The sequence below is a fragment of the Alicycliphilus denitrificans genome, assembly GCF_044792555.1.
In the GTDB taxonomy this organism is placed as follows: Bacteria; Pseudomonadota; Gammaproteobacteria; order Burkholderiales; family Burkholderiaceae_C; genus Alicycliphilus; species Alicycliphilus denitrificans_A.
In genome coordinates this window covers 2877699-2904036 of the sequence record NZ_CP126238.1, presented here as the reverse complement: position 1 = coordinate 2904036, position 26338 = coordinate 2877699, and the positions used below count along the sequence as shown (strand labels likewise).

General features: G+C 63.9%; 37 protein-coding genes and 1 tRNA gene. 19 read left to right on the top strand and 19 right to left on the bottom strand.

The window, feature by feature from the left end:
- Window positions 1–8 precede the first annotated feature (8 nt).
- The 4 genes from P7644_RS13805 to ompR form a co-directional block, all read right to left on the bottom strand.
- Window positions 9–1166 carry a thiolase gene (locus P7644_RS13805; protein WP_404299834.1) on the bottom strand — a complete coding sequence of 386 codons (1158 nt, stop codon included), beginning with the start codon at window positions 1164–1166 and terminating at the stop codon, window positions 9–11.
- 19 nt (window positions 1167–1185) lie between these two features.
- The gene (locus P7644_RS13800) at window positions 1186–1569 is read right to left on the bottom strand and encodes a Zn-ribbon domain-containing OB-fold protein (protein WP_404299833.1); all 384 of its coding nucleotides are present in this window, start codon (window positions 1567–1569) and stop codon (window positions 1186–1188) included.
- A gap of 262 nt (window positions 1570–1831) precedes the next feature.
- Entirely contained in the window at window positions 1832–3334 is a 1503-nt protein-coding gene (locus tag P7644_RS13795) for an ATP-binding protein (RefSeq protein ID WP_404299832.1), read from the bottom strand.
- 85 nt (window positions 3335–3419) lie between these two features.
- Window positions 3420–4151 carry a two-component system response regulator OmpR gene (gene ompR, locus P7644_RS13790; protein ID WP_404299831.1) on the bottom strand — a complete coding sequence of 244 codons (732 nt, stop codon included), beginning with the start codon at window positions 4149–4151 and terminating at the stop codon, window positions 3420–3422.
- Between the two features lie 252 nt (window positions 4152–4403).
- Between ompR and P7644_RS13785 the strand changes: the two genes are divergently transcribed.
- On the top strand, window positions 4404–5078 hold the full coding sequence (locus P7644_RS13785; RefSeq protein WP_404299830.1) for an SIMPL domain-containing protein: 675 nt from the start codon (window positions 4404–4406) through the stop codon (window positions 5076–5078).
- A gap of 69 nt (window positions 5079–5147) precedes the next feature.
- Here the strand turns inward: P7644_RS13785 and P7644_RS13780 are convergent, their stop codons facing one another.
- A complete protein-coding gene (locus tag P7644_RS13780) occupies window positions 5148–5930 on the bottom strand; it encodes a 3-hydroxybutyrate dehydrogenase (protein WP_404299829.1) in 783 nt (260 codons plus the stop codon).
- Window positions 5931–5999: 69 nt separating this feature from the next.
- Between P7644_RS13780 and P7644_RS13775 the strand changes: the two genes are divergently transcribed.
- From P7644_RS13775 to P7644_RS13765, 3 genes are all read left to right on the top strand, one after another.
- The gene (locus P7644_RS13775) at window positions 6000–6941 is read left to right on the top strand and encodes an alpha/beta fold hydrolase (RefSeq protein WP_404299828.1); all 942 of its coding nucleotides are present in this window, start codon (window positions 6000–6002) and stop codon (window positions 6939–6941) included.
- 29 nt (window positions 6942–6970) lie between these two features.
- Window positions 6971–9184: a RelA/SpoT family protein gene (locus P7644_RS13770; protein ID WP_404303207.1), complete on the top strand. Its 2214-nt coding sequence runs from the start codon at window positions 6971–6973 to the stop codon at window positions 9182–9184.
- A 57-nt stretch (window positions 9185–9241) separates the two neighbouring features.
- Window positions 9242–9318: transfer RNA gene (locus P7644_RS13765), tRNA-Val, on the top strand.
- 75 nt (window positions 9319–9393) lie between these two features.
- Here P7644_RS13765 and P7644_RS13760 read toward each other — a convergent pair.
- From P7644_RS13760 to P7644_RS13735, 6 genes are all read right to left on the bottom strand, one after another.
- Window positions 9394–10593: an Arm DNA-binding domain-containing protein gene (locus tag P7644_RS13760; RefSeq protein WP_404299827.1), complete on the bottom strand. Its 1200-nt coding sequence runs from the start codon at window positions 10591–10593 to the stop codon at window positions 9394–9396.
- Complete coding sequence (locus tag P7644_RS13755; protein WP_404299826.1) at window positions 10569–10787, bottom strand: excisionase; 219 nt, start codon at window positions 10785–10787, stop codon at window positions 10569–10571. The genes P7644_RS13760 and P7644_RS13755 overlap by 25 nt, the downstream gene beginning before the upstream one ends.
- Window positions 10784–11464, bottom strand: a complete 681-nt coding sequence (locus P7644_RS13750; RefSeq protein WP_404299825.1) for a hypothetical protein — start codon at window positions 11462–11464, stop codon at window positions 10784–10786. The genes P7644_RS13755 and P7644_RS13750 overlap by 4 nt, the downstream gene beginning before the upstream one ends.
- Window positions 11457–11879, bottom strand: a complete 423-nt coding sequence (locus P7644_RS13745; RefSeq protein ID WP_404299824.1) for a hypothetical protein — start codon at window positions 11877–11879, stop codon at window positions 11457–11459. Before P7644_RS13745 ends, P7644_RS13750 begins: the two co-directional genes overlap by 8 nt.
- Window positions 11876–12712 carry a hypothetical protein gene (locus tag P7644_RS13740; RefSeq protein WP_404299823.1) on the bottom strand — a complete coding sequence of 279 codons (837 nt, stop codon included), beginning with the start codon at window positions 12710–12712 and terminating at the stop codon, window positions 11876–11878. Before P7644_RS13740 ends, P7644_RS13745 begins: the two co-directional genes overlap by 4 nt.
- Before the next feature lie 150 nt (window positions 12713–12862).
- The gene (locus P7644_RS13735; protein ID WP_404299822.1) at window positions 12863–13051 is read right to left on the bottom strand and encodes an Arc family DNA-binding protein; all 189 of its coding nucleotides are present in this window, start codon (window positions 13049–13051) and stop codon (window positions 12863–12865) included.
- Between the two features lie 83 nt (window positions 13052–13134).
- Here P7644_RS13735 and P7644_RS13730 point away from each other — a divergent pair, with 83 nt between their 5' ends.
- From P7644_RS13730 to P7644_RS13710, 5 genes are all read left to right on the top strand, one after another.
- The gene (locus P7644_RS13730) at window positions 13135–13563 is read left to right on the top strand and encodes an Arc family DNA-binding protein (protein WP_404299821.1); all 429 of its coding nucleotides are present in this window, start codon (window positions 13135–13137) and stop codon (window positions 13561–13563) included.
- A gap of 72 nt (window positions 13564–13635) precedes the next feature.
- Window positions 13636–14091, top strand: coding sequence for a hypothetical protein (locus P7644_RS13725; protein ID WP_404299820.1), 456 nt, complete (start codon window positions 13636–13638; stop codon window positions 14089–14091).
- Between the two features lie 15 nt (window positions 14092–14106).
- Window positions 14107–14304, top strand: coding sequence for a hypothetical protein (locus P7644_RS13720; protein WP_404299819.1), 198 nt, complete (start codon window positions 14107–14109; stop codon window positions 14302–14304).
- Between the two features lie 99 nt (window positions 14305–14403).
- The gene (locus P7644_RS13715) at window positions 14404–14718 is read left to right on the top strand and encodes a type II toxin-antitoxin system RelE/ParE family toxin (protein WP_404299818.1); all 315 of its coding nucleotides are present in this window, start codon (window positions 14404–14406) and stop codon (window positions 14716–14718) included.
- Window positions 14719–14721: 3 nt separating this feature from the next.
- Window positions 14722–15033 (top strand): addiction module antidote protein, encoded by a 312-nt coding sequence (locus tag P7644_RS13710; RefSeq protein ID WP_404299817.1) that lies wholly within the window; start codon window positions 14722–14724, stop codon window positions 15031–15033.
- A 56-nt stretch (window positions 15034–15089) separates the two neighbouring features.
- Here P7644_RS13710 and P7644_RS13705 read toward each other — a convergent pair whose 3' ends face one another.
- From P7644_RS13705 to P7644_RS13680, 6 genes are all read right to left on the bottom strand, one after another.
- Window positions 15090–15353 carry a hypothetical protein gene (locus tag P7644_RS13705; protein WP_404299816.1) on the bottom strand — a complete coding sequence of 88 codons (264 nt, stop codon included), beginning with the start codon at window positions 15351–15353 and terminating at the stop codon, window positions 15090–15092.
- A gap of 9 nt (window positions 15354–15362) precedes the next feature.
- A complete protein-coding gene (tnpC, locus tag P7644_RS13700) occupies window positions 15363–16877 on the bottom strand; it encodes an IS66 family transposase (RefSeq protein ID WP_404299153.1) in 1515 nt (504 codons plus the stop codon).
- 82 nt (window positions 16878–16959) lie between these two features.
- Window positions 16960–17292 (bottom strand): IS66 family insertion sequence element accessory protein TnpB, encoded by a 333-nt coding sequence (gene tnpB / locus P7644_RS13695; protein ID WP_404299152.1) that lies wholly within the window; start codon window positions 17290–17292, stop codon window positions 16960–16962.
- A 7-nt stretch (window positions 17293–17299) separates the two neighbouring features.
- Entirely contained in the window at window positions 17300–17728 is a 429-nt protein-coding gene (gene tnpA / locus P7644_RS13690; RefSeq protein ID WP_404299151.1) for an IS66-like element accessory protein TnpA, read from the bottom strand.
- A 54-nt stretch (window positions 17729–17782) separates the two neighbouring features.
- On the bottom strand, window positions 17783–18205 hold the full coding sequence (locus P7644_RS13685) for a hypothetical protein (RefSeq protein ID WP_404299815.1): 423 nt from the start codon (window positions 18203–18205) through the stop codon (window positions 17783–17785).
- Between the two features lie 263 nt (window positions 18206–18468).
- Window positions 18469–18915 (bottom strand): hypothetical protein, encoded by a 447-nt coding sequence (locus P7644_RS13680; RefSeq protein ID WP_404299814.1) that lies wholly within the window; start codon window positions 18913–18915, stop codon window positions 18469–18471.
- An 83-nt stretch (window positions 18916–18998) separates the two neighbouring features.
- On the opposite strand from P7644_RS13680, the gene P7644_RS13675 reads away from it, so the two are divergent.
- Both P7644_RS13675 and P7644_RS13670 read left to right on the top strand, forming a co-directional pair.
- Window positions 18999–19211 (top strand): hypothetical protein, encoded by a 213-nt coding sequence (locus P7644_RS13675; RefSeq protein WP_404299813.1) that lies wholly within the window; start codon window positions 18999–19001, stop codon window positions 19209–19211.
- 181 nt (window positions 19212–19392) lie between these two features.
- Entirely contained in the window at window positions 19393–19665 is a 273-nt protein-coding gene (locus P7644_RS13670; RefSeq protein ID WP_404299812.1) for a hypothetical protein, read from the top strand.
- A gap of 148 nt (window positions 19666–19813) precedes the next feature.
- Here P7644_RS13670 and P7644_RS13665 read toward each other — a convergent pair whose 3' ends face one another.
- Complete coding sequence (locus P7644_RS13665; RefSeq protein ID WP_404299811.1) at window positions 19814–20059, bottom strand: KTSC domain-containing protein; 246 nt, start codon at window positions 20057–20059, stop codon at window positions 19814–19816.
- A gap of 81 nt (window positions 20060–20140) precedes the next feature.
- Window positions 20141–20353: a hypothetical protein gene (locus P7644_RS13660; RefSeq protein ID WP_404299810.1), complete on the bottom strand. Its 213-nt coding sequence runs from the start codon at window positions 20351–20353 to the stop codon at window positions 20141–20143.
- A gap of 37 nt (window positions 20354–20390) precedes the next feature.
- Between P7644_RS13660 and P7644_RS13655 the strand changes: the two genes are divergently transcribed.
- The 8 genes from P7644_RS13655 to P7644_RS13620 all read left to right on the top strand — a co-directional run bounded on the left by P7644_RS13655 (window position 20391) and on the right by P7644_RS13620 (window position 26303).
- A complete protein-coding gene (locus P7644_RS13655; RefSeq protein ID WP_404303206.1) occupies window positions 20391–20864 on the top strand; it encodes a transcriptional regulator in 474 nt (157 codons plus the stop codon).
- Window positions 20861–20989 (top strand): hypothetical protein, encoded by a 129-nt coding sequence (locus tag P7644_RS13650; RefSeq protein ID WP_404299809.1) that lies wholly within the window; start codon window positions 20861–20863, stop codon window positions 20987–20989. The genes P7644_RS13655 and P7644_RS13650 overlap by 4 nt, the downstream gene beginning before the upstream one ends.
- A gap of 111 nt (window positions 20990–21100) precedes the next feature.
- On the top strand, window positions 21101–21658 hold the full coding sequence (locus P7644_RS13645) for a hypothetical protein (protein ID WP_404299808.1): 558 nt from the start codon (window positions 21101–21103) through the stop codon (window positions 21656–21658).
- On the top strand, window positions 21655–22611 hold the full coding sequence (locus tag P7644_RS13640; RefSeq protein WP_404299807.1) for a DUF1376 domain-containing protein: 957 nt from the start codon (window positions 21655–21657) through the stop codon (window positions 22609–22611). The genes P7644_RS13645 and P7644_RS13640 overlap by 4 nt, the downstream gene beginning before the upstream one ends.
- Window positions 22608–24470: a toprim domain-containing protein gene (locus P7644_RS13635; protein WP_404299806.1), complete on the top strand. Its 1863-nt coding sequence runs from the start codon at window positions 22608–22610 to the stop codon at window positions 24468–24470. Before P7644_RS13640 ends, P7644_RS13635 begins: the two co-directional genes overlap by 4 nt.
- Window positions 24439–24738, top strand: a complete 300-nt coding sequence (locus tag P7644_RS13630) for a hypothetical protein (protein ID WP_404299805.1) — start codon at window positions 24439–24441, stop codon at window positions 24736–24738. The genes P7644_RS13635 and P7644_RS13630 overlap by 32 nt, the downstream gene beginning before the upstream one ends.
- A 305-nt stretch (window positions 24739–25043) precedes the next feature.
- The gene (locus P7644_RS13625) at window positions 25044–25619 is read left to right on the top strand and encodes a hypothetical protein (protein WP_404299804.1); all 576 of its coding nucleotides are present in this window, start codon (window positions 25044–25046) and stop codon (window positions 25617–25619) included.
- Between the two features lie 159 nt (window positions 25620–25778).
- A complete protein-coding gene (locus P7644_RS13620; RefSeq protein ID WP_404299803.1) occupies window positions 25779–26303 on the top strand; it encodes a YfbU family protein in 525 nt (174 codons plus the stop codon).
- Window positions 26304–26338 lie beyond the last annotated feature (35 nt).

Sequence of the window (26338 nt, the reverse complement as noted above, 5' to 3'; positions counted from 1 at the left end):
CAGTGCGATTACAGCGTGTCTGCCGTGCCCAGGATCACCGTGGCCTGACTCGAAAGCTCCACTCCATTGCCATGGGCCAGACCGACCCTGGCACCTGGTACCTGGCGCTCGCCCGCCACGCCCATCAGTTGCTGCGTGGCCTCCACCAGGGTGAACAGACCATACATGCCCGGGTGCACACAGGACAGGCCGCCGCCATTGGTGTTGACCGCCAGCTCGCCGCCCGGTGCGATGCGCCCGCCCTGCACGAAGGCGCCGGCCTCGCCCTTCTTGCAAAAGCCCAGGTCTTCCAGGAACAGCAGGGTGTTGATGGTGAATGCGTCATATAGCTCCACCACGTCCACGTCGGCGGGCTTCAGGCCCGCCTGGGCAAAGGCACGGGCCCCCGAATCGACGGCGCAGGTGCGGGTCAGGTCCGGCATGGCGGTGATGTCGCGGTGGTCGGTGGCCGCCGCCGCACCCAGCACGTAGGCCGGCCGGGCTGCCAGGTCCTTGGCGCGCGCGGCGCTGACCATCACGATGGCGGCCGCGCCGTCGGTCACCAGGCAGCAGTCGCGCACGCTCAGGGGCGAGGCCACCATGCGCGAGGCCAGGTATTCGTCCATGGTGAGCGGGTCGCGCAGGAAGGCGTCCGGGTTGCGCTGCGCCCACTGGCGTGCTGCCAGGGCGACCTCGCCGAGCTGCTCGCGTCGCAACCCGTATTCGTGCATGTAGCGCGAGGTGGCCAGCGCGTACGCGCCCGCCGGACGGGTCAGCCTGTAGGGTGCGTCCCAGGGCGCCTGCTTCATCGACGAGACCAGCTTGCCCGCGGCGCTGCGCTGGTTGCTGCCATAGGCGATCAGTGCCACATCGCATTGCCCGGCCTCGATCGCCAGCGCGGCCCACATCACATGGGTCAGGAAGGCCGAGCCGCCGGTGCGGTTGTTGTCGGTGACGCGAGGCTGGATGCCCAGGTACTCGGCAAAGCCCAGACCCGAGAGGAAATCGTCCGGCAGGCCGATGAACAGGCCATCCACATCGGCGGGCTTCAACCCCACCTGGGCCAGCGCCTTCAGGCTGGCGGCGGTGGCCAGGTCCATCGAGCTGTAGCCAGGGGCCTCACCCATGCCATGGGTGCTGGCGGCCACGATGGCGGTCTTGCCGCGGGGAAAACGGTCCAAAGTCATGTGGTTTCCTCCTGCTTTTTTATTGCGCTACCGGCACGAAGACCACGAGGGGTTTGCCGTCTTCATTGATCACCCGGGCCTGCACGGCCATGCCGATGTGCACGGCTTCGGGCGCCATGCCGTCCACGCGGGACATCATCCGTGGCCCCTCGGCCAGATCGACCAGCACCACGTTGTAGGGCCGGGCGGGCGGGCGCTGGTTGATCACCGTGACGGCATACACCACGCCACGGCCACTGGGTTCCACCCATTCCAGGTCGGTCTCGCCCGTCACGGGGGCTGCCACGCGCGGGTAGAAAACATGTTGACCGGTGCTGCGCGAGCGCTGGATCTTGAAGGCCCCTTGGGCAAGGTGGTGCAGGTACTCTTTTTCCGGCTGGGGCAGCGGGGGATGCATCGTCATGGGTTTGTCTCCAGAAACGGGTAGGGTCCGAGGCGTCGAACCTCTTCGCGCCGGATCCTAGGGCGCGCAGGACGGTCTGGGCAGCCAGGCACGACCCGCAAGTGCTAAGCGCTAGTAAACACCGATGGATGCCAATCCGATCCGTTTCTCCGGCACGCCGATGAGCGCCAGAGCTGGGACAGCACGCGGCAGGTTTGCGCTGTTCCTTCTGTTGGCGGTGCAAACTGCCGTTGAGCCCTCGGCTGTCAAGAGCGAAAAGCTATTATTTTTGATGTGTCTGGCGCGCACTGTCCCGGGGCGGCAGGTGGCGCTTGACCTGCGGGCGTTGCAGGCGGTTCTGCGGGTCCTGCCCCTCGGGCAGGTCGGTGGCGCGCTGCAGCTGGATATGGGCCACGAGCCCGCCCGAGGCCGAGTTGGCGAGCGCGAAGATGCCACCCATGCGCTGCACGGTCTTGTCCACGATGGACAGGCCCAGGCCCGCGCCGGCGGCTGCCGTGCGCGCCGAGTCGCCGCGGAAAAATGGCTTCGTGAGATTGGCCAGTTGCTCCGGCGGCGCGCCCGGACCATGGTCGCGCAGCTTGACCAGCACCCATTTCTCGCGCGCCTTGGCGGCGATGTCCACCTTGGTGATGCCGGTGTCGCGGTCCTTGGCATAGCGGCGCGCGTTTTCCAGCAGGTTGGAGATCACGCGCGCCAGCTCCACCTCGTCGGCCAGCACCATCAGGTCTTCGGGCACGCTCATGGTGATCTGCAACTCCCGGTGATCCTGCACCGCATACACGCAGGAGGACACCACGCCGTGCAGGTTGACGGGGGCCAGGGTCACGGTATCGGGCCGTGCATAGTCGAGGAATTTGTCGATGGTGGCATCGAGCTGCACGATGTCGGCCACCATGTGCTCGCGCGCCACCTCGTCGCTGACGCTCATCTCGGTCTCCAGGCGCAGCCGCGCCAGGGGGGTGCGCAGGTCGTGCGAGATGCCGGCCAGCATCACGGCGCGGTCCTGCTCCAGCTTGGCGAGCTTTTGCGCCATGCGGTTGAAGCCGATGTTGACCTCGCGGATCTCGCTGGTCACCGCCTCCTCGTCGAGCTGGCCGGCGGCAAAGTCGCCGTCGCGCACGCGGTTGGCGGCGTCGCTGAGCTGCTTGAGCGGATGGTTGATCAGGCGTGCGATCAGGGCGGCACCGGCCAGCGACAGCGTGCCCACGATGATCAGCCAGATCAGCCAGGTCTTGCCGCCGGCTGCGGTCAGGCGCGAGCGATCCATGAGCAGCCAGTTGGGGTCGCCGTTGATGGTGAAGCCCACCCACAGGCCGTTCTCGCCGTTCACGCTGCTGGCCACGATGGTGCCGGGGCCCAGGCGCCGCGTGAGTTCCGCGCTCAGGCGCGTGCCCAGGGGGGAGGGCGCAAGCAGCTCGAATTTGTCGCCTGGCTCGCGCGGCAGTATGCGCACGCCCTCCTGGTCCACCATGGTCTTGAGCAGGGACACGCGGGCGATGGCATCGGAGTGGACCAACGCCGCGCGGCTCAGGTTGACCATGGAGGCAATCTGCTGCGCCGACTGCAGCGTGCGCGGCTCCAGCTCCAGCGCGCGCAGCGTCTGCAGCCAGGCGAGGATGCAGCCGACCAGCAGCAGCGCCAGCAGAAAGAAGGTGCGCCAGAAAAGATTCAGCCCCATGCGCGGGCGCTGGGGGCTGCGTCTGGAGGGTGCCTCCAGCGGCGCCGGGCTGGTGGCTTCGGAGGGCGCATCGTGGGTGGCGCTCATGGCTGTGGCGGCATGCAAGAAGACGGTGCACGCGCTGCCCATGGGCAGCGCGTCCAGGGCTCAAAAATGGTGCGGACTGGAGGCTTTAGTTCGTGCCGTCCGGCACGAAGACATAGCCCACGCCCCAGACGGTCTGGATGTAGCGCGGCGCGGCGGCGTCCACCTCGACGAGCTTGCGCAGGCGCGAGATCTGCACGTCCAGGCTGCGGTCAAACGGCTCGAACTCTCTGCCGCGCGCCAGCAGGGCCAGCTTTTCGCGCGACAGCGGCTGGCGCGGGTGGCGCACCAGGGCCTTGAGCATGGCGAATTCGCCCGTGGTCAGCGGCAGTTCCTCGCCATTTTTTTGCAGGGCGCGCGTGCCCATGTCGAAGGTGAAGGGGCCGAAGGTCACGACCTCGTTGTCGCCCGAGGGGGCGCCCGGCGCCTCCTGCGGCGGGCGGCGGCGCAGCACGGCGTGGATGCGCGCCAGCAGCTCGCGCGGGTTGAAGGGCTTGCCCAGGTAGTCGTCGGCGCCCACCTCCAGGCCCACGATGCGGTCCACGTCCTCGCCCTTGGCGGTGAGCATGATGATGGGCGTGCGGTCGCTGGCGGCGCGCAGGCGCCGGCAGATGGACAGGCCGTCCTCGCCGGGCATCATCAGGTCGAGCACGATCAGGTCCACGGTTTCGCGCAGCAAAATGCGGTTGAGCGCCTTGCCGTCTTCCGCCACCATGACCTCGAAGCCTTCCTGCGTGAGATAGCGGCGCAGCAGGTCGCGGATGCGCGCATCGTCGTCCACCACGAGGATCTTGTCGGTGCGGTTGGGTGTTGGAGCCATGACTTCTTTCCCGAGTCCAATTTGTAACAGTGCCGATTCTGACCAGCTTGCCGGCGAAAATCCGCGTTTTCTCCCGGGGTCTGACCAACTGTTACAGGTTTTGCCCGGCCTAGCAACGGCATTCCCCAGCATTCGGCAATAGGCTGGCACTCCAACGCTGTGCATTTCCGCATGCGGGTATCGCGCCCTGGTGCCATGAAAAGGATGGATATGAAACTTGCACTTAAAAAAATAGCATCTTGCGCTTTATTGATGGGCGTTTCAACCGCTTTTTCCCAAACTTGCCTGGCCGTGCCGCCGCAGGATGTGCTGCAATTGTCGGCCTCTGGCGCGGTACAGGTGCAGCAGGATCTGCTGGTGTTGACATTGAGCGCCACCAGGGAGGCGCCGGAGGCGGCGGCGGTACAGGCCCAGCTCAAGCAGGTGCTGGAGGCGGCCCTGGCCGAGGCGCGCGCCGCAGCCCAGCCGCTGCAGATGGATGTGCGCACCGGCGCCTTCGGGATGTCCCCGCGCTATGGCAAGGACGGCAAGATCAACGGCTGGCAGGGGCGTGCGGAGCTGGTGCTGCAGGGGCGCGACTTTGCGCGCATCACCGGCACGGCGGGCAAGATTCAGGGCATGTCCATCAGCCAGGTCGCGTTCGACCTGTCGAGCGAGGCGCGCGCCAAGGTCGAGAGCGAGGCCCAGGGCAAGGCCATCGAGGCCTTCAAGGCGCGCGCCACCGAGCTGGCTCGCGGCTTCGGCTTTGCCGGCTACGCCTTGCGCGAGGTGGCCATGCACAGCAACGAGACGGCACCCGGCCCGCGACCGCGCATGCTGGCCATGGAGGCCAAGAGCGCATCCATGGCCGCCGATGCGCCGCTGCCGGTCGAGGCCGGAAAGGCCCAGGTGGTGGTGACCATCTCGGGCTCGGTGCAGTTGCGTTGATTCAAGCGTTTTTGGCTTGTAGCGCCCTGTGGATAGGCGCTATAAGCTACGTTTATTGTAGCGTAAGCCTTACTGCGCGGCCCAGCCGCCATCCATGTTCCAGGCCACGCCGCGCACGTTGTTGGCGGCTGGCGAGCAGAAGAACACCGCCAGCTCGCCCAGCTCCTCGGGCGTGGTGAACTGCATGGAGGGCTCCTTCTCGCCCAGCAGCAGCTTCTTGGCTTCCTCGTTCGAGACCCCCAAGGCGGCGGCCTTGGCGTCCACCTGCTTTTGCACCAGCGGGGTGAGCACCCAGCCGGGGCAGATGGCGTTGCAGGTCACGCCCGTGGTGGCGTTCTCCAGCGCCGTCACCTTGGTCAGCCCGACGATGCCGTGCTTGGCCGCCACATAGGCCGATTTCTGCGCCGAGGCCACCAGGCCGTGCACCGAGGCCACGTTGATGATGCGCCCCCAGTTGGCCGCCAGCATGCCCGGCAGCGCCAGGCGCGTGGTGTGGAAGGCGCTGCTGAGGTTGATGGCGATGATCGCGTCCCACTTCTCCACGGGGAAATCCTGCACACTGGCCACATGCTGGATGCCGGCGTTGTTCACCAGGATGTCCACGCGGCCGAACTGGCGCGCGCTGTACTTGAGCATGTCCTCGATCTCGGCCGCGCGGCTCATGTCCGCACCGTGGTAGTCCACGCGCATGCCATGCGCCTGGCCGGCGGCCAGCACCTCGGCGCGCGGGCCGTCCACATCGCCAAAGCCATTGAGCACGATGTTCGCCCCCTGGCGCGCCAGGGCCTTGGCTATTCCTAGGCCGATGCCGCTGGTGGAGCCGGTGACGAGGGCGGTTTTGCCGTTCAGCATGAGAGTCTCTCCGAATGAATTACGATGCAGTCGAGGCATTATCGAGTGCCGCATGACGGTACTGTTCCCATGATTCAACCTACGCTGAAATACGTACCGTGCCCTGGCCCCGCGGCCGCAGGTGGCACCGCCGAGCAAGGCCACCGCATGGCCTACTGGGAGTGGAATGACACGGGCAACCCGGCCCATCCGCATGTCATCGTGTGTGTGCACGGCCTGTCGCGCCAGGGGCGCGACTTCGACCATCTGGCGCGCCGCCTGAGCCGTCATGCACGCGTGGTCTGCCCCGACGTGGCGGGCCGGGGCGAGAGCGACTGGCTGGCCGACCCCATGGCCTACCAGGTGCCGGTGTACGCGGCCGACATGCTGGCCCTGCTGCAGCAACTGCATCGGCAGGCGCCCCTGGTGACGCTGGATTGGGTGGGCACCAGCATGGGCGGGCTCATCGGCATCGGGGTCTGCGGCCTGCCCGACCTGCCGCTGCCCGTGCCCGTGCGGCGCCTGGTGCTCAACGACGTGGGGCCGCGCATTGAATGGTCGGCAGTGCAGCGCATCGGCCAGTACCTGGGCCAGCCTGCGCACTTCGACTCGCTGCAGCAGGCCGCCGATGCGTTGTGGGCGACGTCCAGCACCTTCGGGCCGCACACGCCGGCGCAGTGGCTGGATCTGTCCCGGGCCATGGTGCGCCCCGCCCCGCAAGGGGGACTGAGGCTGCACTACGACCTGGCGATCGCCAAGGCCTTCAACGCCCTGACGCAGGAGACCGCAAGCGCGGGCGAGCAACAGCTGTGGCAGTTGTACGACCAGATCACGGCGCGGGTGCTGCTGCTGCGCGGCGCGCAGTCGGATCTGCTGTCGCCGCAGACGGCGCAGGAGATGATGGAGCGCGGCCCGCGCGCGCGCCTGGTGGAGTTTGCCGGTGTCGGACATGCGCCCACCTTGGTCTGCGACGAGCAGGTCGAGGTCGTGGCCGGCTTCCTGATCGAGGGGCCGCAGGAGCAGGCAGCATGAGGAGCAGTCCCGTTGGTCAGCAGGCACCCATGATGCTGGGGGTAGGCACCGGGGCTCGGCCCGACGCCGTGCCGCAGCTGATTACCGCCACGGCACAGACCGAGCCCGGCCATGCCGATGCCCTGGTGCGTGCGCGCGCCTTTGCCGAACCCCTGCTCGTCGGCGAGGCGCTGGAGACCGGAGAAAACACGCTGGCCCATGCGGACGCCGTGGCCGCCATCCTCAAGCAGCTGGGGGGCTCGGAGACCATGCAGGCGGCCGCCTATCTGGTCTACACCTGCGCCCACCTGAACAAACCCGAGGAGGTGATCGCCAAGGCCTTCGGCAGCAACTTCGCTGCCCTGGCCGTGGAGACCACCAAGCTCATGCAAGTGCAGACCCAGGCGCGCGAGGCCCAGGTGGCGGGCCTGCAGGTGGACGACGCGGCCACGCAGAACGAGAACGTGCGCAAGATGCTGCTGGCCTTCTCGCGCGACCTGCGCGTGGTCATGCTGCGCCTGGCATCGCGCCTGCAGACGCTGCGCTACTACGCGGCCACCAAACGCCCGGTATCGCCGGCCATTGCGCGCGAGGCCCAGCAGGTGTTCGCCCCGCTGGCCAACCGCCTGGGCATCTGGCAGATGAAGTGGGAGCTGGAGGACCTGGCCTTTCGCTTCCTGGAGCCCGACACCTACAAGGAAGTGGCGCGTCTGCTCGACGAAAAGCGCGTGGAGCGCGAGCTGTACATGGAGCAGCTGCGCGCCCGGCTGGAGTCCGAGCTGCGCGCGCACAGCATCAGCGCCAGCGTGACGGGGCGGCCCAAGCACATCTACAGCATCGTCAAGAAAATGCGTGGCAAGTCGCTCGACTTCGACCAGGTGTTCGACATCCGCGCGCTGCGCGTGATCGTGCCCAGCGTCAAGGACTGCTATGCCGCGCTCAGCTGGGTGCACAGCCAGTTCGCCTCCATCGAGGCCGAGTTCGACGACTACATCGCCCGCCCCAAACCCAATGGCTACCAGTCGCTGCACACCGTGGTGCGCGACGAGGCGGGCAGGGCCATCGAGATCCAGATCCGCACCCAGGCCATGCACGACCATGCCGAGCATGGCGTGGCCGCGCACTGGGCCTACAAGGAGGCCGGCACCAAGGGCTATGCCGGTGTGTCGGCCGCCAGCGAATACGACGCCAAGATCGCCGTGCTGCGCCAGCTGCTGGCCTGGGAGCGCGACCTGGTTGGCTCGGCCAGCCGCAGCAGCCTGTTCGAGGATCGCATCTACGTGCTAACGCCGGAAGCCTCGGTGGTCGAGCTGCCCCAGGGCGCAACGCCCGTCGACTTCGCCTATGCCGTCCACACCAGCGTCGGCCATCGCTGCCGCGGCGCGCGTGTCGATGGCGCCATGGTGCCGTTGAACACGCCGCTGCAGAATGGCCAGACGGTGGAAATCTCCACCGTGAAAGAGGGCCGCCCCTCGCGCGACTGGCTCAATCCAGAGCTTGGCTACCTCGTCAGCCACCGCGCCAAGGCCAAGGTGCGCGCCTGGTTCAATGCCCAGGCCACCCACGCGACGGTCGCGCGCGGGCGCGAGCTGGTCGAGAAACTGCTGCAGCGTGAGGGCAAGACCGCGCTCAAGCACGACGATCTGGCCGCGCAGCTGGGCTTCAAATCGGCCGAGGCGCTGTTCGAGATGGTGGGCAAAGACGAGCTGTCGCTGCGCTCCATAGAATCCCTGCTGCGCCCGCCGGAGCCTGTGGCGCCTGCGCCCGACTTGCTGGTGAGGAAGGCGCGCGCAAGCGACGGCGCGCACAAGGGCGGGGTGCTGGTGGTCGGCGTGGATTCGCTCATGACGCAGCTGGCCAAATGCTGCAAGCCCGCGCCGCCCGACGACATTCGCGGCTTCGTCACGCGTGGCAAGGGGGTGAGCGTGCATCGCGCGGATTGCCGCAACTTTCGCGAAATGGCGGTGCGCAATGCCGAGCGTGTGATCGAGGTGCAGTGGGGCAAGCCGCAGCGCCAGACCCCGGGAGCGGCCGTCTATCCGGTGGACGTGGCGGTGGAGGCCTCGGACCGCCAGGGCCTGCTGCGCGACATCTCCGAGGTGTTTGCGCGCGAGAAGACCAATGTCATCGGCGTGCAGACCCAATCCGTGAAAGGCACGGCCTGGATGACCTTCACCGTGGAAGTTTCCGATGCCGGGCGGCTGAGCAAGGTTCTGGGCATAGTCGCCAGCGTGCAGGGGGTGCGATCGGCGCGCCGGCGGTGAAGCAATTTTTCTGGAGCAGTTTTTTGCTGCTATACTTTCGCTTTCTCGAACAAACACAGGCGCGTAGCTCAGCTGGTTAGAGCACCACCTTGACATGGTGGGGGTCGTTGGTTCGAGTCCAATCGCGCCTACCAAGTTTCCCCTCTGAAGAACACCAGACTTCAGGCTTTCAGGGAACTTCCGGGGTACTTTTTTGAACCCCGTACTGATCAAGCCGCCCCGCGTTGGGCGGTTTTTTCGTTTCTGAGCGCCGCTTCCAGCTTTGCCTTTTCTCGCCCGCGATCCGCCCCGTCGATCCACTTGGCGTAGACGGTGAAGAGCATCTTGGCGTTCTTGTGGCCCATCTGGCGGGCGATGTAGGTCGGGTTGACGCCCGCGGCTAGCGCATTCGTCGCATAGGTGTGGCGCGTCTGGTAGGCCCGGCGCCAGCGGATGCCACAGGTGCGCAGGGCAGGGCGCCAGAAGGTATCCCGCTGGCTGCGTTCGTCGTGCCAGGGCCGGCCTGTCACCGGGTTCTCGAAGATGCGGCGCCCCAACTCCTGGTCCGTCTTGTCGCTGCTGCCCACCATCGTCCACGGCTTCATCGCTTCGATAGCTGCTACGGCGCGCGCCACCAGGTCCACGTCCCGGGCGTTGTAGGTCTTGAGGGGTTTCACCTCGCCGGCGGTGCGCGCGCGCTGCACGCGGATCGTGCCGGCCGTCCAGTCCACGTCGCCCCAGCGCAGCTCGATCAACTCCTCCGGGCGCATGCCTGTCGTGAAGGCGAACTCGAAGTAAGCCCAGGCGCGGATATCGCAGTGCTGGTGCAGGTGCTCCAGCACCTGTTCCATCTCCTGTGGGCTCAGAGGGTCGGGTGGCTGGGCCTGGTGCTTGCTGTTCTCGATGCCCTCCATGGGGTTGTCGATCTTCATCTCACGCCCGGCCAGCGCGAATACACCTCGCAGCGGGATCAGGTAGTTGTTCAGGAGCTTCGCCGACTTCCACGGGTAGCTGCCCACCTTCGCGGCCACGGTTCCATGCGTGATCTTCACCATGGGCGTTTCGTCGCCCAGCAGCGTCTTCCACACGTTCAGGGCGTTGGTGTACTGCTCCAGGGTGTTCTTGGCCAAGCGGCCCTTCGTCTGCAGCCACATCGTGCACATGGCCCCGAAAGTGCTCGACGTGTTCGCCGTCTGGCCTGCTTTGGCGCGCGGGCTGTCGGGGAAGTAGTCCTCCAGTTTGAACGTGCCGAGCCTGAGCTTGTCCCGGATCTCGGCGGCTACCCGATGGGCGTATTTGACGTTCGCTGCCGTGGGCGCGGCGGGCTTGCCGGCCACCGTCAGGGTTTCGCGGCACCGCTGGCCCTCGTGGACGAAGAACAGGCGGATGCTCTTTTCCCGGATCTCTACTCCGTTGCCTGAAGCACCCATGCCTCGATCCCCTTGGTGTCGATCCAAATGCGACCATCGCGCCCGCGGCGCCATTCCTTGTTTTCAAGCCAGTGACCGCGCTCGATGCGCTTCTCGATTGCAGCAGGCGACAGACCTGTCATGGTCGCGCACAGCTTGATCGTGACGAAGCGTGCCGACTGCACGAAGGGCTGCGTGTTATCTGCCGTGCTCATGCTCCTGCGCCTCCTGCACTTTTGTGTTGCTCCTGCAGCTCCAGCACATCGGCGGGCTGCTGCATGTGCTTGCCTGGGGCACTACAAAACGTGTCGCGCTCGGCCTCGTACAACGCCTCGGCCATCTCCAGCAGGCGCACAGGGTCAGGTGGGCTGCCTGGCTTACCGCGCGCGCCGGCAATCTCCTGGCAGAACTGGACGACGAGTTCTTCCTGCTGCGGGCTCATGGCGTCGAACTCGGGATGCCATCCTTCGAGCTTCAGGGCGGCGATCTCCTCGCGGGCCTGGGTGAGCTCTGCGGTCAGTACCCGCACCTTCGCCCGGGCCTCGGCCAGCTTCTCGTAGGGGATCGGGTACTGGCCATCGCGCGACAGCACCGTGGGAATGGCGTCTCCTGCCACGAGGGCAGCATGCCGCTTGAGCTCCGAGTGAGCTTCTCCGAGGCATTGCACCAGCTTGGTGTTGCGCTTGGCAGGGGTGTTCGCAATGGCACCGAGGGCGCGGTGCAGGAACTGGTGAAGCAGGGCGATGTGCTGCTCGTACCAGGCCGACAGGTCAAGCATCTGGGGAGCCTCGGCCAGCACGGCGTGGGCGCTCTGGGCGCGCTTTTGGGCCTCATCCTGGAGCATGCGCGCGACCAGGCTTCCGGGCTTCGCGGTGAGCAAGTGGTCAGCCATGGCTCAAGCCCTCCATGCCCTTGACCAGCATGTCTCTGGCCATCACGAGCAGAGTGCCGCCAGCATCCACAACGAGGTCGTCGTCAAAGAAAACCAGGATGCCGATGGCTTGGTCCATCAGGCATCGGACATTGAAGCACTGATCGTAGGTTGGAGTTATGTGGAACATCTCCAGCTCGGTGAGTGCCTGGCCGACCAGGGTCATCACGCCCCACAGCGCGTTGCTGCTGGCGCTGTCGTCTCCATCCTCGGCGGCTGTGCGCAGAACCGCTTCGGCTTCGCTGGCGCGGTAGAAGGCATGTGACGCGAAAGTGTCCCGGCCGGGTACCGCTGCAGGAATGACGGCAACAAACTCTACTGTTGCAGGCGCCGCTTTTTTCGCTCTCGGCTGGGCGGGGGTGGCGACGGCACTCATGCTGCACCTCCAGCCATCTGTTGGATGATGCGGTTCTGCTGGTTGAGCACATAGACGATGTTCTCGTCCATCTTGCAATCCAGCCAATTGACGCAGCGGAACCGAATATCGTTTTCGATCAGCGCTTTCTCAAGAGCCGGGGATCTCTGCGCACAGAACTCAATGCTGTCGAGGATCCCGTGCGCGGTCACCGTCCATTCGATCAGCATGCCGAGCTTTTCTGCATCAATGGCCATGTCGCGGAGCTCGAAGGCACGTAATTTCCGTGCAGGCTCTTGCTCGTGGCTCGAGCGTTGGATCGGCGGATTCGGCTGGCCGCGGAAAGGCTTGGCGCCCCGATAGGTGGTCAGCGCGCGCAGGTGTTCAATGGTGCCTGGCAGGCCCCTGTAGGCCAGGAAGAGCCGGTTGGCCAGATCAGATGCGTGGCGTGTGGTGTTCACAAGAATTACTTGAACTGGCACGGTGATGCCAGGCATCTCGCGCTCGTCGAGGAGGTCAAGCGCAAATTCCAGTTCACACCTGATCTCAGCTAGGTGGCCAAGGATGTCCCCCTCTGCTGGATCGTCGCCGTTTCGCTCGTGGTAGTCCGGCGCAAGAAGGCGGCCAAGGAGGTGATCAACCTCGTTGAGATGGGAGTTCTGTAGGCCTCGGTGGCCATTGTTGTGGTCATACACAACATCCATCACTAAGGTCTGCAGCATCTCGGCAACCTGCAGGGCCAGCACATCGCCCTCGCTCTGGAACGGTTTAGTGGGGGGCAGGGCAGGGACGGCCTTCTTGCGTGCAGGGGCCTTGGTTGCGCGCACCGGCGCAGCTACGGTACAGTTCGTCATGGTTCGTTTCCTTGGCTAAAGGGGTTCGGGCTAAGAGATCGCGCGGTTGGCGCCGTGCGGATTTCGGGCAAAGGCTGGCAGTTGGCGCTGCTGGCCTTTTGCTTTTCTGGTGGTGCTGTCGCAGTGGTCATGCTGTCGTCTTGTCTGGAATCAGAGGCGCCAGTCGGGCGGCGGGGCTTCGACGTAGGGAGCCTCTTCGCGGCTCCGAGACTCCTCCAAGCGGGCAACTACCTCACTGTTGAATGAACGTCGGTTGTCAATCGCTCGATGCTTGAGCCAATCTTTCAAGTCTTGCGGCAACCGGATCGGGGACGGCGCCAACTTTCCGTTTCCTTGCATTTTTACTCCTTATGACTACGCGGCGTAATTATTACGCGGTGTAGTTATTGATTGCAAGAGTTTTTTTACTACACTGCGTAGTTATGGCTCGCCCCCCTAAAACCACCACCGCTCCTACAGGCAGCATTGCCCCATTTGGTTTGCGGATGCTTCCCGAGTTGAAGGAGAAGATCGAAGAAGCAGCAAGAGCCAACGGGCGATCTATGAATGCCGAGATCACGGCTCGCTTGCAGCAGTCCTTTGAGACCGATAGCGCGATAGAGCAGGTAGCCTTTGAGCATGGCTTTGAAGCGACGGGCCTGAAGCTGGAGATCGAGCGGCTGAGCAAACTGTTGGAGGCGCAAAAGACGAGATCCCAGCAGGAGCTTGAGGCTCAAAGCAAGGCGCTTGCGGCTGAAGCACTCAAGCACCTGTATGCCGAAGCAGGGGAAACCATCGAAGCGGCGCGCCGGGCTGCAGCCGAGTTGAAGGCTGCAGGGAAGTGGCCGATTAAGCGTCAACCCAAGTCCTGATACGCCCCTCGAACAACATGGCTGTACAACGATTTCGTTCATTGGTTTTGAAAAAAACATGAGGAGCATCGCATGAGCGAACCGCCTGCCAAGGAACTCTCCACACACGAAAAAAACATAGCCGAGCAAGCGCACGAACTCTTTGAGGACTTGGATGTTGCTGAACTGGAGCGGGTGCTGGACCATGTTCAGCGGAGACTGGCCGTTTCGAAGGCTGCAGATCAAACGGGGGATCGCATCATGTACGCCCGCGGGCGTCCATCCGGCCCCCTGGGAAAGCTGGATACCCCCCTCAAGACGTGGCTGGATGAGGGTACCGCCGAGCTGTTCCGTCGCAAGGCCTTTATGCGCGATCAAGAGTCTTCCGCGGCCCTGCGCGACTGTGCATACGCATGGGTCCACGGCAAGACGTACACGGTGATGGCGGCTGAGAAAGCATTGCATGACGCTGATGCTATGGACATCCGCGAGCAGATGACAGGGCCATTTGCGGGCCGCGAATTCAACGTGGCTGATACCACGCGCTGATTCACTGAGATGACTATGACCAAAGATGACGCAAAGGCTCAGATCATCAGACTGTGGGTGGACTGGCTTGCGGCCAGGGAACGAACCACGCTGTCGCAGGACATGCAGGTGTTCTATTCCCACCTTCGGAGCCGGCAACCGCACACGTTGTCGTTCCGCGCGGCGGGCGACAAGTGGCAAACGGTAAAAACCTGGATTCAAGACCGCTACTGATTCCACTACGAAATCTTCGTAGTGATGCTGAGCTTCGCCCAAAAAAGGGAGCTTCCGTTTTCCCGTTGCAGGGTTGAGGCGCTTGTTATGTTGTGAGCTATGGTTTACAGTTCGCTTATGTTCGAGATCCAGCGAACGGCCCTGTTTGATGAGTGGCTGGGCTCCCTGAAGGACAGGCTTGGTCAGAAGCAGATACTCGCTCGGCTGGCTCGTCTTTCCCTGGGTCACTGGGGCGACTGCAAGCCGGTTGGTGGCGAGGTGGTCGAACTGCGTATCCACGTTGGTCCCGGCTACCGTGTGTACTGCTGGAAGGATGGCGCGACGGTGGTTATCGCGCTCGGTGGCGGTGACAAGTCCACTCAGTCGCGCGATATCGCAGCCGCGCAGGCCATGGTCGAAATGTTGAAGGAGTGAACGATGAACCCCGAAGCAGCCAAGAAACTCGGCATCAAACCCTTCGATGCCTCTGACTACCTGAAGACGGAGCAGGACTGCGCAGAGTACCTCTCGGTTGTGCTGGAAGATGGCGATCCGGCACTGTTGGCTGCCGCCCTGGGTGACGTGGCCAAGGCCCGCGGCATGTCCCAGGTTGCCCGCGATTCCGGCATGACCCGTGAGGGCTTGTACAAGGCGCTGAGCAGCCAGGGCAACCCCAGCTTCGCCACAGTGATGAAGGTGCTGCATGCGCTGGGCCTGCAGGTCAGCGTGCAACCGGCGGCGCACGCCTGAGTCGGCCGCCTCAGAACTGAGGGCGTTGGCCGTGGTGGCAGCCGCAACGGGTGCACTCACGCCCAGCCTCCGGCGGCCAGGTTGCGCAAGATGGCCGGGGTTTCCTTGCGGTCGGCACCGTCATGCTCCTCGATGTACTCCAGGACGGCCAATGACTCTTCCTTGGAGCGTGGAGCGATCTTGGCCAGCATGACGAAGCAGTGGTCGTCATGGGCCGTGGCGTAGGTCGGCCCATCCCCGCAGCCTTCGAATGACGTGCGCAGACGGTACAGCTGATGTAAGCGCGCGGCAAACCCATGTTGACCGCCGCTGGCGGCCATGGCTGATGATCAGATGTCGATGGGTTGCCAGCGATGCGGCAGCAGTTCTTCAATCCGGCTGGCCTTGTGCGTGGGCAGCCGGGTCAGCACATCCTTGAGATAGGCATATGGGTCGTGCCCGTTCATGCGCGCTGACTGGATCAGGCTCATCACGGCGGCCGCCCGCTGGCCCGCGCGCAGGCTTCCTGCGAATAACCAATTCGAGCGCCCCAGGGCCACAGGCCTGATCTGGTTTTCGATCCAATTGTTGTCCGGCGGCAGCTGCGGGTCATCAACGAAGCGCGTGAGCGCAGCCCATCGCTTGAGGCTGTAGTCCAGCGCCTTGGCCGTCGCCGAGTTGCCCGCCACCTGCTGGCGTTGCAGCACCATCCACTGGTGCAACGCGTCCAGAATGGGCCGACTGTGCTGCTGGCGCACCTGCAGCCGCTCTGGTGCCGCCAGGGGCTGAACTTGCCGTTCGATCTCATAGACCCGGGCGAACTGCGCCAGGGCCAATTCGGCGATCTCGCTCTTGCCCGCCGCGTGCAGGTCGAAGAACTTGCGCCGGGCGTGTGCCAGGCAACCGGCTTCGGTCACGCCCTGGCTAAAGCTGGCCTTGTAGCCGGCATAGTCGTCACAGATCAGGCTGCCGCGCCACTCACCCAGGAAGGCGCGGGCGTGTTCTCCGGCGCGGGACTCGCAGAAGTCATAGACCACGGCCCGCGTGGCTTCAAACGCTCCCGGGGCATAGGCCCACAGGTAGGCCCGGTGCGTTTTACCGTTGCCCGGCTTGAGCATGGCCACCGGGGTCTCATCACCGTGCAACACCCGGTGGCCGAGCACCTCGGCCTTCAGGGCATCGACCAGCGGTTGCAGCCGCGCACCGCAGGTGCCCACCCACTGCGCCAGGGTGGATCTTGGAATCGCCAGACCGGCGCGACCAAAGATGTTCTCCTGCCGGTACAAGGGCTGGTGATCCTGGTACTTGGCCACCAGCACCTGGGCCAGCAGGCCGGCAGTCGGGATGCCTTTATCGATCACATGGGCCTCGACCGGCGCCTGGGTGATGGTTTCGCACTGGGTGCACGCCCACTTGCCACGGATGTAGCGCTCCACGGTGAACACGCCCGGCACGTAGTCCAGCTTCTCGGCCACGTCTTCGCCGATGCGCTTCATTTGGCAGCCGCAGGCGCAGGTGGTCGACTCAGGCTCGTGGCGGATCTCGCGGCGCGGCAGGTGGGCAGGCAGGCTCTGGCGTTTGGGCTGTTGCTTGGCTTCGGGCGCAGCCGCAAGCGGCTGGAGTTGCTCAATCTCGACGGCGACCGCCGCCAGGTCGGCATCGATCTCGTCTTCCAGCAGGCTCCTCTGATCGGCGCTGTGCCGCTCGGATTGGGCGGCGAACTTCAGCCGCTTGAGCAGCGCGCACTCATAGGTGAGCTTCTCGTTGAGCGCGCGCTGGTGACGCAGTTCGGCCAGCAGGCGCTGGGTCACTTCGCGCAGTTGCTCTGCGTCCAGCTCGCTCAGGGCTTGCTCGTCGATCACCATGGCTGGCAGTGTGCCCGCTCACCCTGGGTCCAGCCATTGACGCATCTCCCGATTGCCACGGCCACGCCCTTACGCCGACGATTCAGACCACGGTGATGGCACCTTGCGAGCCCACACGCTGCCAGGGCAGGCCCAGCACCAGGGCGTTGAGCTGGGCGTGTTCCAACGCCACGTTCGGACTGCCCGCAGGTGCCCAGACAAACTTGCCCTGGTGCAGCCGGCGCGCGGCCAGCCACAGTCCCACGCCGTCATGTACCAGGACTTTCAGGCGGTTGGCGCGCTGGTTGGCGAAGACGTACGCATGATGTGGCTGGGCCGCGCCGAAGGTGGCGATCACCCGCGCCAGGGCGGTGTCGGTGCCCGCGCGCATGTCCAGCGGGGTGGTGGCCAGCCAGGCCGCGTCGATCCTGATCATGTGCGAATCACCGCAGTAATTCGCGCAGCATCTGGGCGCACTCGGTCGCAGCGGATAAGGGCCAGTGCACGGTCACGGACATGCCGGGGCGCTGGCATTCGATGCGGATGCCATCCGCTGGCGTTGGCAAGGACGCGGATGGTAGCTCACCAGCAGACGCCTGCGGTACTGCGCTCAGGTCGATGGGGATAAAGGCCGGGGGTTGGGAAGCAACGACCGCAGTGCTGACGCCAACTTCAAGACGGTGAAGTCCCTGCGCCCATTCCTTGAGCCAGCGGTGTAGCACGTTGGCGTTCATGCCATGTTGCAGGGCCACCGCCGCGACCGATGCGCCTGGCTGTCGGCAGGCAGCCACCAGCTCGGCCTTGAATTGCGGGGTGTAGGTGCGGTGCGTACGCCGCTGCGCATAGCGCGGGGTCTGAGGGTCTTTGAGCATCGTGTCCACGCCAATGTTGCGTGCACACGATCTTGCTCAGCCTTACCACCTCATTCAAGATGGGTTCGCCAGCCGCATACCCTGAGCCTCCAGGTCACCGAAGCCCATGGAGCCAAATGCTGCCGCGAAAGTGCTGCCGTTCTGGCGCGCCAGGTACTGCCCGTAGCGCCGGCCCAAGTCTTCCATCGGTGTCGTGATCTTCTTGGCTGCCTCCAGCGCCTTGTCGATTAGAACCTGGTGGCCGGTGCGCACGCACTCCTGCAGCCAGAGCACGGCGTCCACCTCGCGATCGCCAGTGACGACCTTGGCCGCAGGCATCTCGGGCACCGTCAGCGCCGTGCCGGCGCTGGTCTGGACGGGCGGCAGGGTGAAGAGGGCGCGGAATGCTTGGTTGTCGGGTCGGCTGGTCAGCGCGCAGCGACGGCTGTTGCGTTCAGGAGCCGCTTCAAGCAGGGCGGCGGTTTCGGTGGGTTGCATCATTCACTCCATGCCGTGTTGGCGATGGAGTAATTACACTTTATGTTTATGCGTTAGTCAAACGCAATGTGTATTTTTTCCCGGGTCATTTACACTCCATGTGGGTCGCCAGATGGTTGGCAGCAGAAAATCACCTGCGGATGGTGTGGAAAGGGAGTGATGTCGTCTCTTGCTGCCAAAGATCCAGGCCCGTTTCACTTCTGGTGTCGCAGATGCCCAGTCTGCAACCACGCGCTGGAGCTCGGGCGCGGCCGCCAGTCCGCTCACGCACGCTTCATGAGCACAGCCAGCAGATTGCTCCTGAGCAGCTTGCTGTCGGGCGCCAACGTCAGTGCCTGGAGCAGGGGGGCGGCATCCTGGCGGGCGGCTTCAGGCAGTGTCCCCAGGGTGTCGGCAAGTACATCCAGTGCTTGATGAAGCGCTGGGGGCGGGTAGTTCCCTGCCTGCATGGCCATCGGTGCCATAGACGTGATGACGCTATCCCCAACCATCTTTGGCTCTGAGCCATCCAGAACCCAGTTGGACGAGATGTGAAATCTCCGCTGGGCGCTCAAGGCCCCAGCCTTGGACACCCCTCGCTTGCCCCAGTTGGTCACTACTTGGTCCGACTCGTTGAGCGCCCTGGCAAGAGCCGATGGACCGACAACGCCTTGCTCTTGTGCGGCGTGCAGCAGTCTTTCCAGTGATTCGTGGCGTGTTCGTTCAGTCATGCGGCCATTTTCTTGCGACTAAACGAAGTGTTGTTACACATGAAGTTTGCAATAAGTAAACGCCAAGTGTAATAATGTGGCTCATGACTGATGCAGAACTCATCGAGAAACACGGCGGCCCTTCAAAGCTCGCCAAAAAGATGGCTCTCACAGAGAAGTGGGCGGTCCAGCGAATCCATAACTGGAAGAAGCGTGGCATCCCAGCGCGGGTGAAGCTGGCATACGCAGATCTGTTCCTCAGCGCTGAAGCTATTGGCAACAAGCTTGACGTTGATGTCGTGAAATCGGAAGCCTGACCCATGGAGCCCGTCGTCTCCCTCGCGGCCATCCATCGCCGCGCCCGTGCCGCCGCTGCAGCCGGCCACTGCCCACATACCACATGCCCCTGGCCGCCCGAGTCCGCGGCGGCACAGGTTTTCCACGAACAGTTCCGCGCCCAGCAGGTGCAGCAGTCCGCTGCGCACAAGGAGGTCCCCCATGTCCACGCATGAATCTGCTGCGGCGCAGGCCGCTCCCATTCCCCGCTCCGCGCTCGTTGCCGGTGCTGGCTGTTGCCAGCCCGAGCTGACGCGCGATCTGCGCACCGTGGCCATGGATGCTGCGAGCCAGTGGACGCGAACACAAGCGATCTCGGGCAAAGGAATCGATGGCTCGCCGGAGGAGTTCGGCGCAGCGGTCGCTAGGGTGTACCTGGCTGCGCTGCGCGAACTCGAGGCTGGCTTCGGGCCGGCGCCGAAGCGGGAGTGGTAGATGGTGGAGTGCCGCTCTCTCCTGGACACCCTAGAACTCGCCAAGCGCGAATTCCTGTTCATCGGTGGGTGTGTCATGACCGACCGCCCCGACCTTCCGCTCTCGCAGGAAACGAGTTGGACGACGGACTTCTCTCGGGTTGTGGAGGCTATCGACGACGCAATCGACCTGGTGGTTGGCGCGGATCGCCGTACTGCTCCTGGATGTACTGGTTGTGGTACGAGCCAGCCGACCCTGCCGATATCAGCCCGGACCAGATATGTGCCGGCACACCTGGATAGTCGTACGGCTGCTGGGGATCGCTCGTGAACCACAAGCGCAACAGCCGACTGTCTGGATCGTACGTTGCCTTGACCAGGGCTTTGGAACCTGGAAACGAGCGCGATTCGACCATTTTGTCTGCCCCTCTCGGTGATGGTTGTGTAGGAGCTTCCATCGTAGCCCGGGAGAGGGCGGGCACCCCATGCGCGCGACATCACTGCTCTCCGCGCGCCCAGCGCCGCGTGCGCGCCGGTTCCTGGTGGCCACTGATGACGGCCCGGGCAACAGCACAGCGGACCACCAGTTCCCCAGCCTGCCAGGCCAGCTCGAGCTTGGAGGTGGTCAGCACTCGCGTGCGCAGTCCGGACGCTGGGTCGAGGTTCTGCGACAGCGCAGTGCGCGTCGAAGCATGGAAGGGCAACGGCATAGCCGGGCCTGCGAATGAGGTAGGGCGTGACGTGTTCATGCCTGCATCGTCGTTTTTTTTGCCAGCAGGAGGTAGTCAAGTGGCCTCAAAAAATTTGACGCGGATTGACGACCAGGGGGAGCTCTCCTTGGCGCGGCGTGCGGAGCCGAATGAGGTTCCCATCGAGATGATCCGGCGCCAGCGCAGCGCTGCCGCAGCCTTCTCTCTAGCCTGCCAATCGTCGGGCCTGGAGGACAAGGAAATCTACTTGGCGCTGGGCATTGACGCAGGGTACTTCTCGCGCATCAAGGCGGGCACAGCGACGTTGCAGGCCGACTTGGTGCGCCCGTTCTGCGAAGTGGTGGCCAACCGGATCTATCCCGAGTGGCTCGTCTATCAGATCGGCTGCACCCTGGTGGTCATCAAGACCGAGGCCGAGCGCCGCGCCGAAGAGGCAGAGCAGCGCGCGAAGACTGCGGAGGCCGAGAACCGCCTGCTGCGGCAGTTGGTGCAGGGGAGGGCTGTCGCATGACCGAATCAACAGTTGAAGAGCTGCGCCGCCAGCTTGCGGCCGCTGAGGCTGAAGCAGCCCGCCTGCGCCAGCAGCTGAAGCACGCGGAGTGGGTCGCCGATTACGAGAGCGCGCCGGCAGGTTGAGTTTGAGCCACGGCTAGGTGAGGGGTAGCTCCCCAAGCCGAAAAGCAGTTCCCCCACCTGCCTGCCGTTGGTTTCTTTGTGGGAGATGAGCCAGTATTTGTGGGTGAATACGTGACGAACAAACACCAATCGCCAAAAACCAGCGCCGACTGGCACACCATTCGGGCGCGCGGCGAGGCCTGCCGCGCGAGGATCTTGAGGACCGACCCAACAGACGGGGCGTGCACGTACCTATGCTCATGGAATGACTCGATCTTCCATGCTTTCGCGGATGTCGATAGCCTGATGCGGCATCTGGAGCAAATCGAAGTCAAGTTCGCTGAGCTGCAGCGCCTGGAGCGAACGTTTCGTGTGCGCGAGCTGACTCCTGAGGAGCTTCAAAAGGAACGCCAACTCCAAAGCATGTGGGGCCGTCTTGGCGGTATGAGCGTCACGATTTCCATGCTCGGTAAGCAACTGAGCGGAGAAATGCCGATTGCCAGGTCAACTCTTGTGATGGCCGAAGCCGACGGCCGCAACCACCTTAACGACTTGGCGAAGCGGCATGCCGATACTGTCCGCGCGCGTGTGCAACTCGCCGACGAGATCGCCGCCATTTCCCGTCGACCCCCTCGCTATGCGGAGTATGTCGCTGCGGCTGAAGCGCTCGAAAAGGAGGGGGCTAATTGAACTACTACGAGCATCACATCGGCGACCACCTCAAGAAGACTGTGCATCTCAGCGCGGTGGAGGAGGGTGTGTACCGCCGCTTGCTGGATCGGTATTACACAACCGAGCAACCGCTGCCGGCAGACGTGCGTGAGTGCTGCAAGCTGGCCCGTGCCACTACGAAGGCAGAGCGTGACGCTGTGCGAGATGTTCTGAAGGATTTTTTCCTGCTGCGCGATGACGGGCACCACCAGAACCGAGCAGATGAAGAAATCGCACGCTTCAAGGACAAGCAAGCGAAGGCCACGCGCAGTGCAAACGCACGCTGGAGCGCACAGAGAGCGCATTCCAATGGCAATGCGAACGCATCATCTGCTGACATGCCAACGCACTGCGAAGGCAATGCGAACGCATCAGAAACAGATATGCGAACGCATTGCGAAGGCAATGCACCGCGCGCCCGTCCCCAGACTCCAGACACCAATAACCAGATAAATACCCCCCAACCCCCCAGCGGGGGCAAAAGGCGTTCTCGCAAGTCTGAGGTGGAGCCGGAAGGCTTTGCCGATTTCTGGGCGGCCTATCCGCGAAAGGTCGGGAAGGATGCGGCTCGCAATGCTTTCGAAAAACGATCTCCGGACAGTGGCCTGCTGACGAGGATGCTGGCGGCAATCGCGGAGCAGGCGAAATCGGCGCAGTGGCTGCGTGAAGGCGGGCAGTACATCCCGCACCCGTCGACATGGCTCAACGAAGGCCGTTGGCAGGACGAAGTTGGCGGCACTGCCACCGGTGCACCAGCCCTTGCGGTCGACGATCCGCTGCGGGCTCAGATCGCCGCATTGCCTCCCGATTGGTGGAGGCTCGCCGGCTTTGAGTCGAAGTGGGACGCGGAGGCCTCTCGGTGCAACTGGATGAACTACACCGAATTCCGTGACCGCAAGCGCATGGTGTCACCTGAGGGCGCGACCGCATGAACGTTGGCGAGATCAAGGACCAGTTGGCCCAGCGCGCGGCCGACGTGGCGAGCCACCTGCTCAAGGGAGGCCGCAAGGCCGGTCGCGAGTGGAAAGCCGGCAGCGTTGGCGGCGAGGAGGGCAGCAGCCTGTCGGTGTGCATCGCAGGGGCCAAAGCAGGGGTGTGGAGCGACTTCGCCACGGGCGCGAGCGGTGACCTGATTGACCTGTGGATGGCTTGCCGCGGTGTGTCGCTCGCGGATGCCATGCGCGAGGCGAAGGACTACCTGGGTATCCGGGAGATCGCGCCCAAGCCGCCCGAGCGCAGCTACCGCCTCCCCGAGAAACCGCAATGCAAGACGCCGAAGGAGCGAGTCTTGGAATGGCTGACCGGCCCTGCGCCGAATGGCCGCTGCCTGACGGTAGAAACTCTCAAGGCCTTCAAGGTTGCCGAGCAGATCAGGAACGGAAAGACCTACGCGGTGTTCCCGTACTTCGATGAAACCGACGAGAAGCTTCTGAACGTCAAGTATCGCAATCCGGATGTGAAGGCCGACATGCGCCAGGAGGCTGGAGCCATACCCTGCCTCTTTGGGTGGCATCTCATCGACCCCAAGGCGCGCATGGTGGTCATCACCGAAGGCGAAATCGATGCGATGACGCTGCATCAGATGGGCATCCCGGCACTGTCGATCAACCAGGGCGCTGGCAACCACCAGTGGATTGAAGCCGACTGGGAGCGACTTGAGCGCTTCAGCGACATCATCATCTGCTACGACCACGATGAGGCGGGGGACAAGGCGGCGCCGGAGGTGATGCGCCGACTGGGTATCGAGCGCTGCAAGCGCGTGATGCTGCCGATGAAGGATCCGAATGCGTGGCTCCAGTACGGGGCGGAAGCCTACGACTTCCAGCAGGCGGTGGACGCGGCCAAGCCCATGGACCCGGAGGAGCTTGTCAGCGCGGATGACCGCACAGAGGCCGTGATCGCCGAGTTCTACCCGAGCGCGGAAAGCCAGCAGCATCCATCGCTGTACGTGGACAGGCGCCTCGACTGGTTTGCGTTCCACCCGGGCGAGTACACCGCTTGGACTGGCTGGAACGGCCACGGGAAGAGTTTGTTTCTCGACCAGGTGTTGCTGGGCCTGATGCAGCAGCACCAGCGCGTAGTGGTGTTCTCCGGCGAACTGACAGCCGTTCGACATCTCAAGCGCATTCACAAGCAGGCGGCGGGACTGGATCGCCCCTCCGCTGCCTACATGCGGGCCATTGGATCGTGGCTGCGCGATCGCTTGTGGGTTTTCGATGTGGTGGGCAATGCAAAGCTTGGACGCTTGCTGGAGGTCTTCGAGTACGCCGCCCGCCGGTATGGCGCCAACCACTTCGTCATCGACAGCCTGATGATGCTGGACGTTCCTGCTGACGGCCCTGGCGCGCTGTCAGCCCAAAAGATCGCCGCTCAGAAGATCGCGGCGTTCGCGCGTGGCCATGGCGTGCATGTCCACCTTGTAGCGCACCCGCGCAAGGGCCGGGACGAGAGCCAGCCGCCAACCAAGATGGATGTCGCCGGCAGCCTGGACATCATCAATGCCGCGGACAACGTATTCGCCGTGTGGCGCAACAAGAAGGATGAAGCATCCCCTGATCCCACGGATGAGGTTGCCGTGGCCAAGTGGAACACTCAGCGAGATGAGCCAGACGGGAGATTGATTCTCTCCAAGTACCGCCATGGAGACTTTCAGGACTACACGCAGCCGCTGTGGTTCCACAAGGAGTCCATGCAGTACCGCACCCAATCTCGCCGCCACCCGTTCTCCTTCGTGGAGTTCTCAACCGAGGAATCTTTCCATGACCAACTCAACAACGCCTTTGCTCGCTGAGCATCCGACGTTTAACCCGTCCAAGGTCTGGGTACTGCTCTGGAGTCAGCAGCAGAAGATGCTGCACATCGAGACGCTGGAATCCATGCTGGCGAATCATCGGGAGGCATTCCGGCGAGACCTCGCGACCGAATACATCCCGCTGGTGATCGGCGATGAGGACGTGGTGGAGCGTGCTGCTGACGCGATCCGGCCCACCATGGAGGCAAGGTACGAGGCTTGGCGCGCTGGTGATTCAGCCATCCCGCCCTACGCCTGCATTCCTTAGCAGGAGCACCAAGATGTCGGCCCTACCCCAAACGTCGGATTCACCAGCCGTTCCACCTTTGCGCGATCTTCTCGCGGCAGCGCAGCGGGCCTGCGACCACTGGGGCGACAGCCCAGAGGCACGCCGGGCCATGCGGGCGGACTGCCTGGCTACGCCGCCCCATCTGCGCGCGGACCTGATTCAGCATTTTGAGGAGACCTACCAATGACCGTCCACCGTCACCAGCACCCGGTATGGGGCTATGCTGCGGCGCTCGGTCGAGCGATGCTTCGGGCGCAGCCGCTGTGGCAATAGAGAGCATGCCGATGACTGATGCACCAACACAAGCCGACGGCCTGGGGGCAGGCCAGGCTACCCGGCTAGTTTCGAGCGCTCCCACGCTCGACGAGCTCAGGCAGAGCCCGAAGATCCCCAGCACCCAGCGCATCTACGACGCCGTGTGCGAGCTGCATGCGCTCGAGCAGGTGGCCACCAGGGAAACGGTGGCGGAACTCACCGGGTTGAAGCTGACCGTGGTAGATGACCGCCTGCGTGCACTGATGGACGACGAGAAGATCAAGCGTGTTTTGCGCGGCGTGTTCTTGCCTGTCGAGAGGCACCCGCCTGCGCGCTCGATGAGCAAGACTCTACTTCCCGATGGCATGGTCAAGATCGAGATCGGTGACCAGGTTCTGGAACTGACCCCGAGGGAGGATCGCATGCTGGCCCAGCTCCAGTCTGGCGCCGCCACCCAGGCCGCCGCAATCGAGAGCAGTCGCGCGATGGCCATCCGCTCCACAGAGATGGGGTTGGTGCTGGAGCGGCTGGAGCGCGTGACACGCTCGGTTTTCGACGGTAGCGGGGCGCTCAATGAGCGAGGTGAGCCATGCCAGGCAAGGTGAAGTGGACGCAGGAGGATCTCTCTCAGCTGGGGATGGTTCCGGGCTCCCGGTCAATTGACTGAGCGGCATCAAGCACGCCTGTAAGCGGCAAAATCTTGGAAACCAGCTGTAAGCGCACTGCAAGAGGTAGGCCGTAGGCTGTCGTAAGGAGGCAAGCCTATGAAACTGACAAATCCTGAAAAGCTGATCCTTTCGATGTTGGCATCGCTGCATGAACGGCTGGAGATAGAGACCGAAACCGCCAAGCTGATATCGGATGCGATCTACACCGGCAACACATGGGCGCTGAGTTGGGAACTCACGGGAATCGTTGGAGACAACGCTGATCCCAATCCACCAGCGGTCACCGAGGTGGCGAACTACCTCGACATGTGGAGCTTCCTTGAGGAGGGAGTGGCGGCACTTTCGCCAGAGGTGCGTGCCGAACTGGATGCTGCCGTTCTTGGGGCGAAAAGTTTCCCAGGATTCGATGGCAACGACGAATCAGAGCACTACAGCATCGCAGGCTTCTTGGTGGGGCCTTTGAAACGCTTTGCTCGATTCGCCGACCGAGACCTGAACTCGCATCACCCCACGCTTTACCGCTACGAGGCGATGTATGCTGTGTTCGAGCCGATGAGGAAGCGACTTGGCCTAGGACGGCCTCTGACGCAAGGCGAGTTGTCCGAGATCCTCTCGGCGTAGCCCCCGTATAGGGTTCGTACTTCGTACCACTTCCC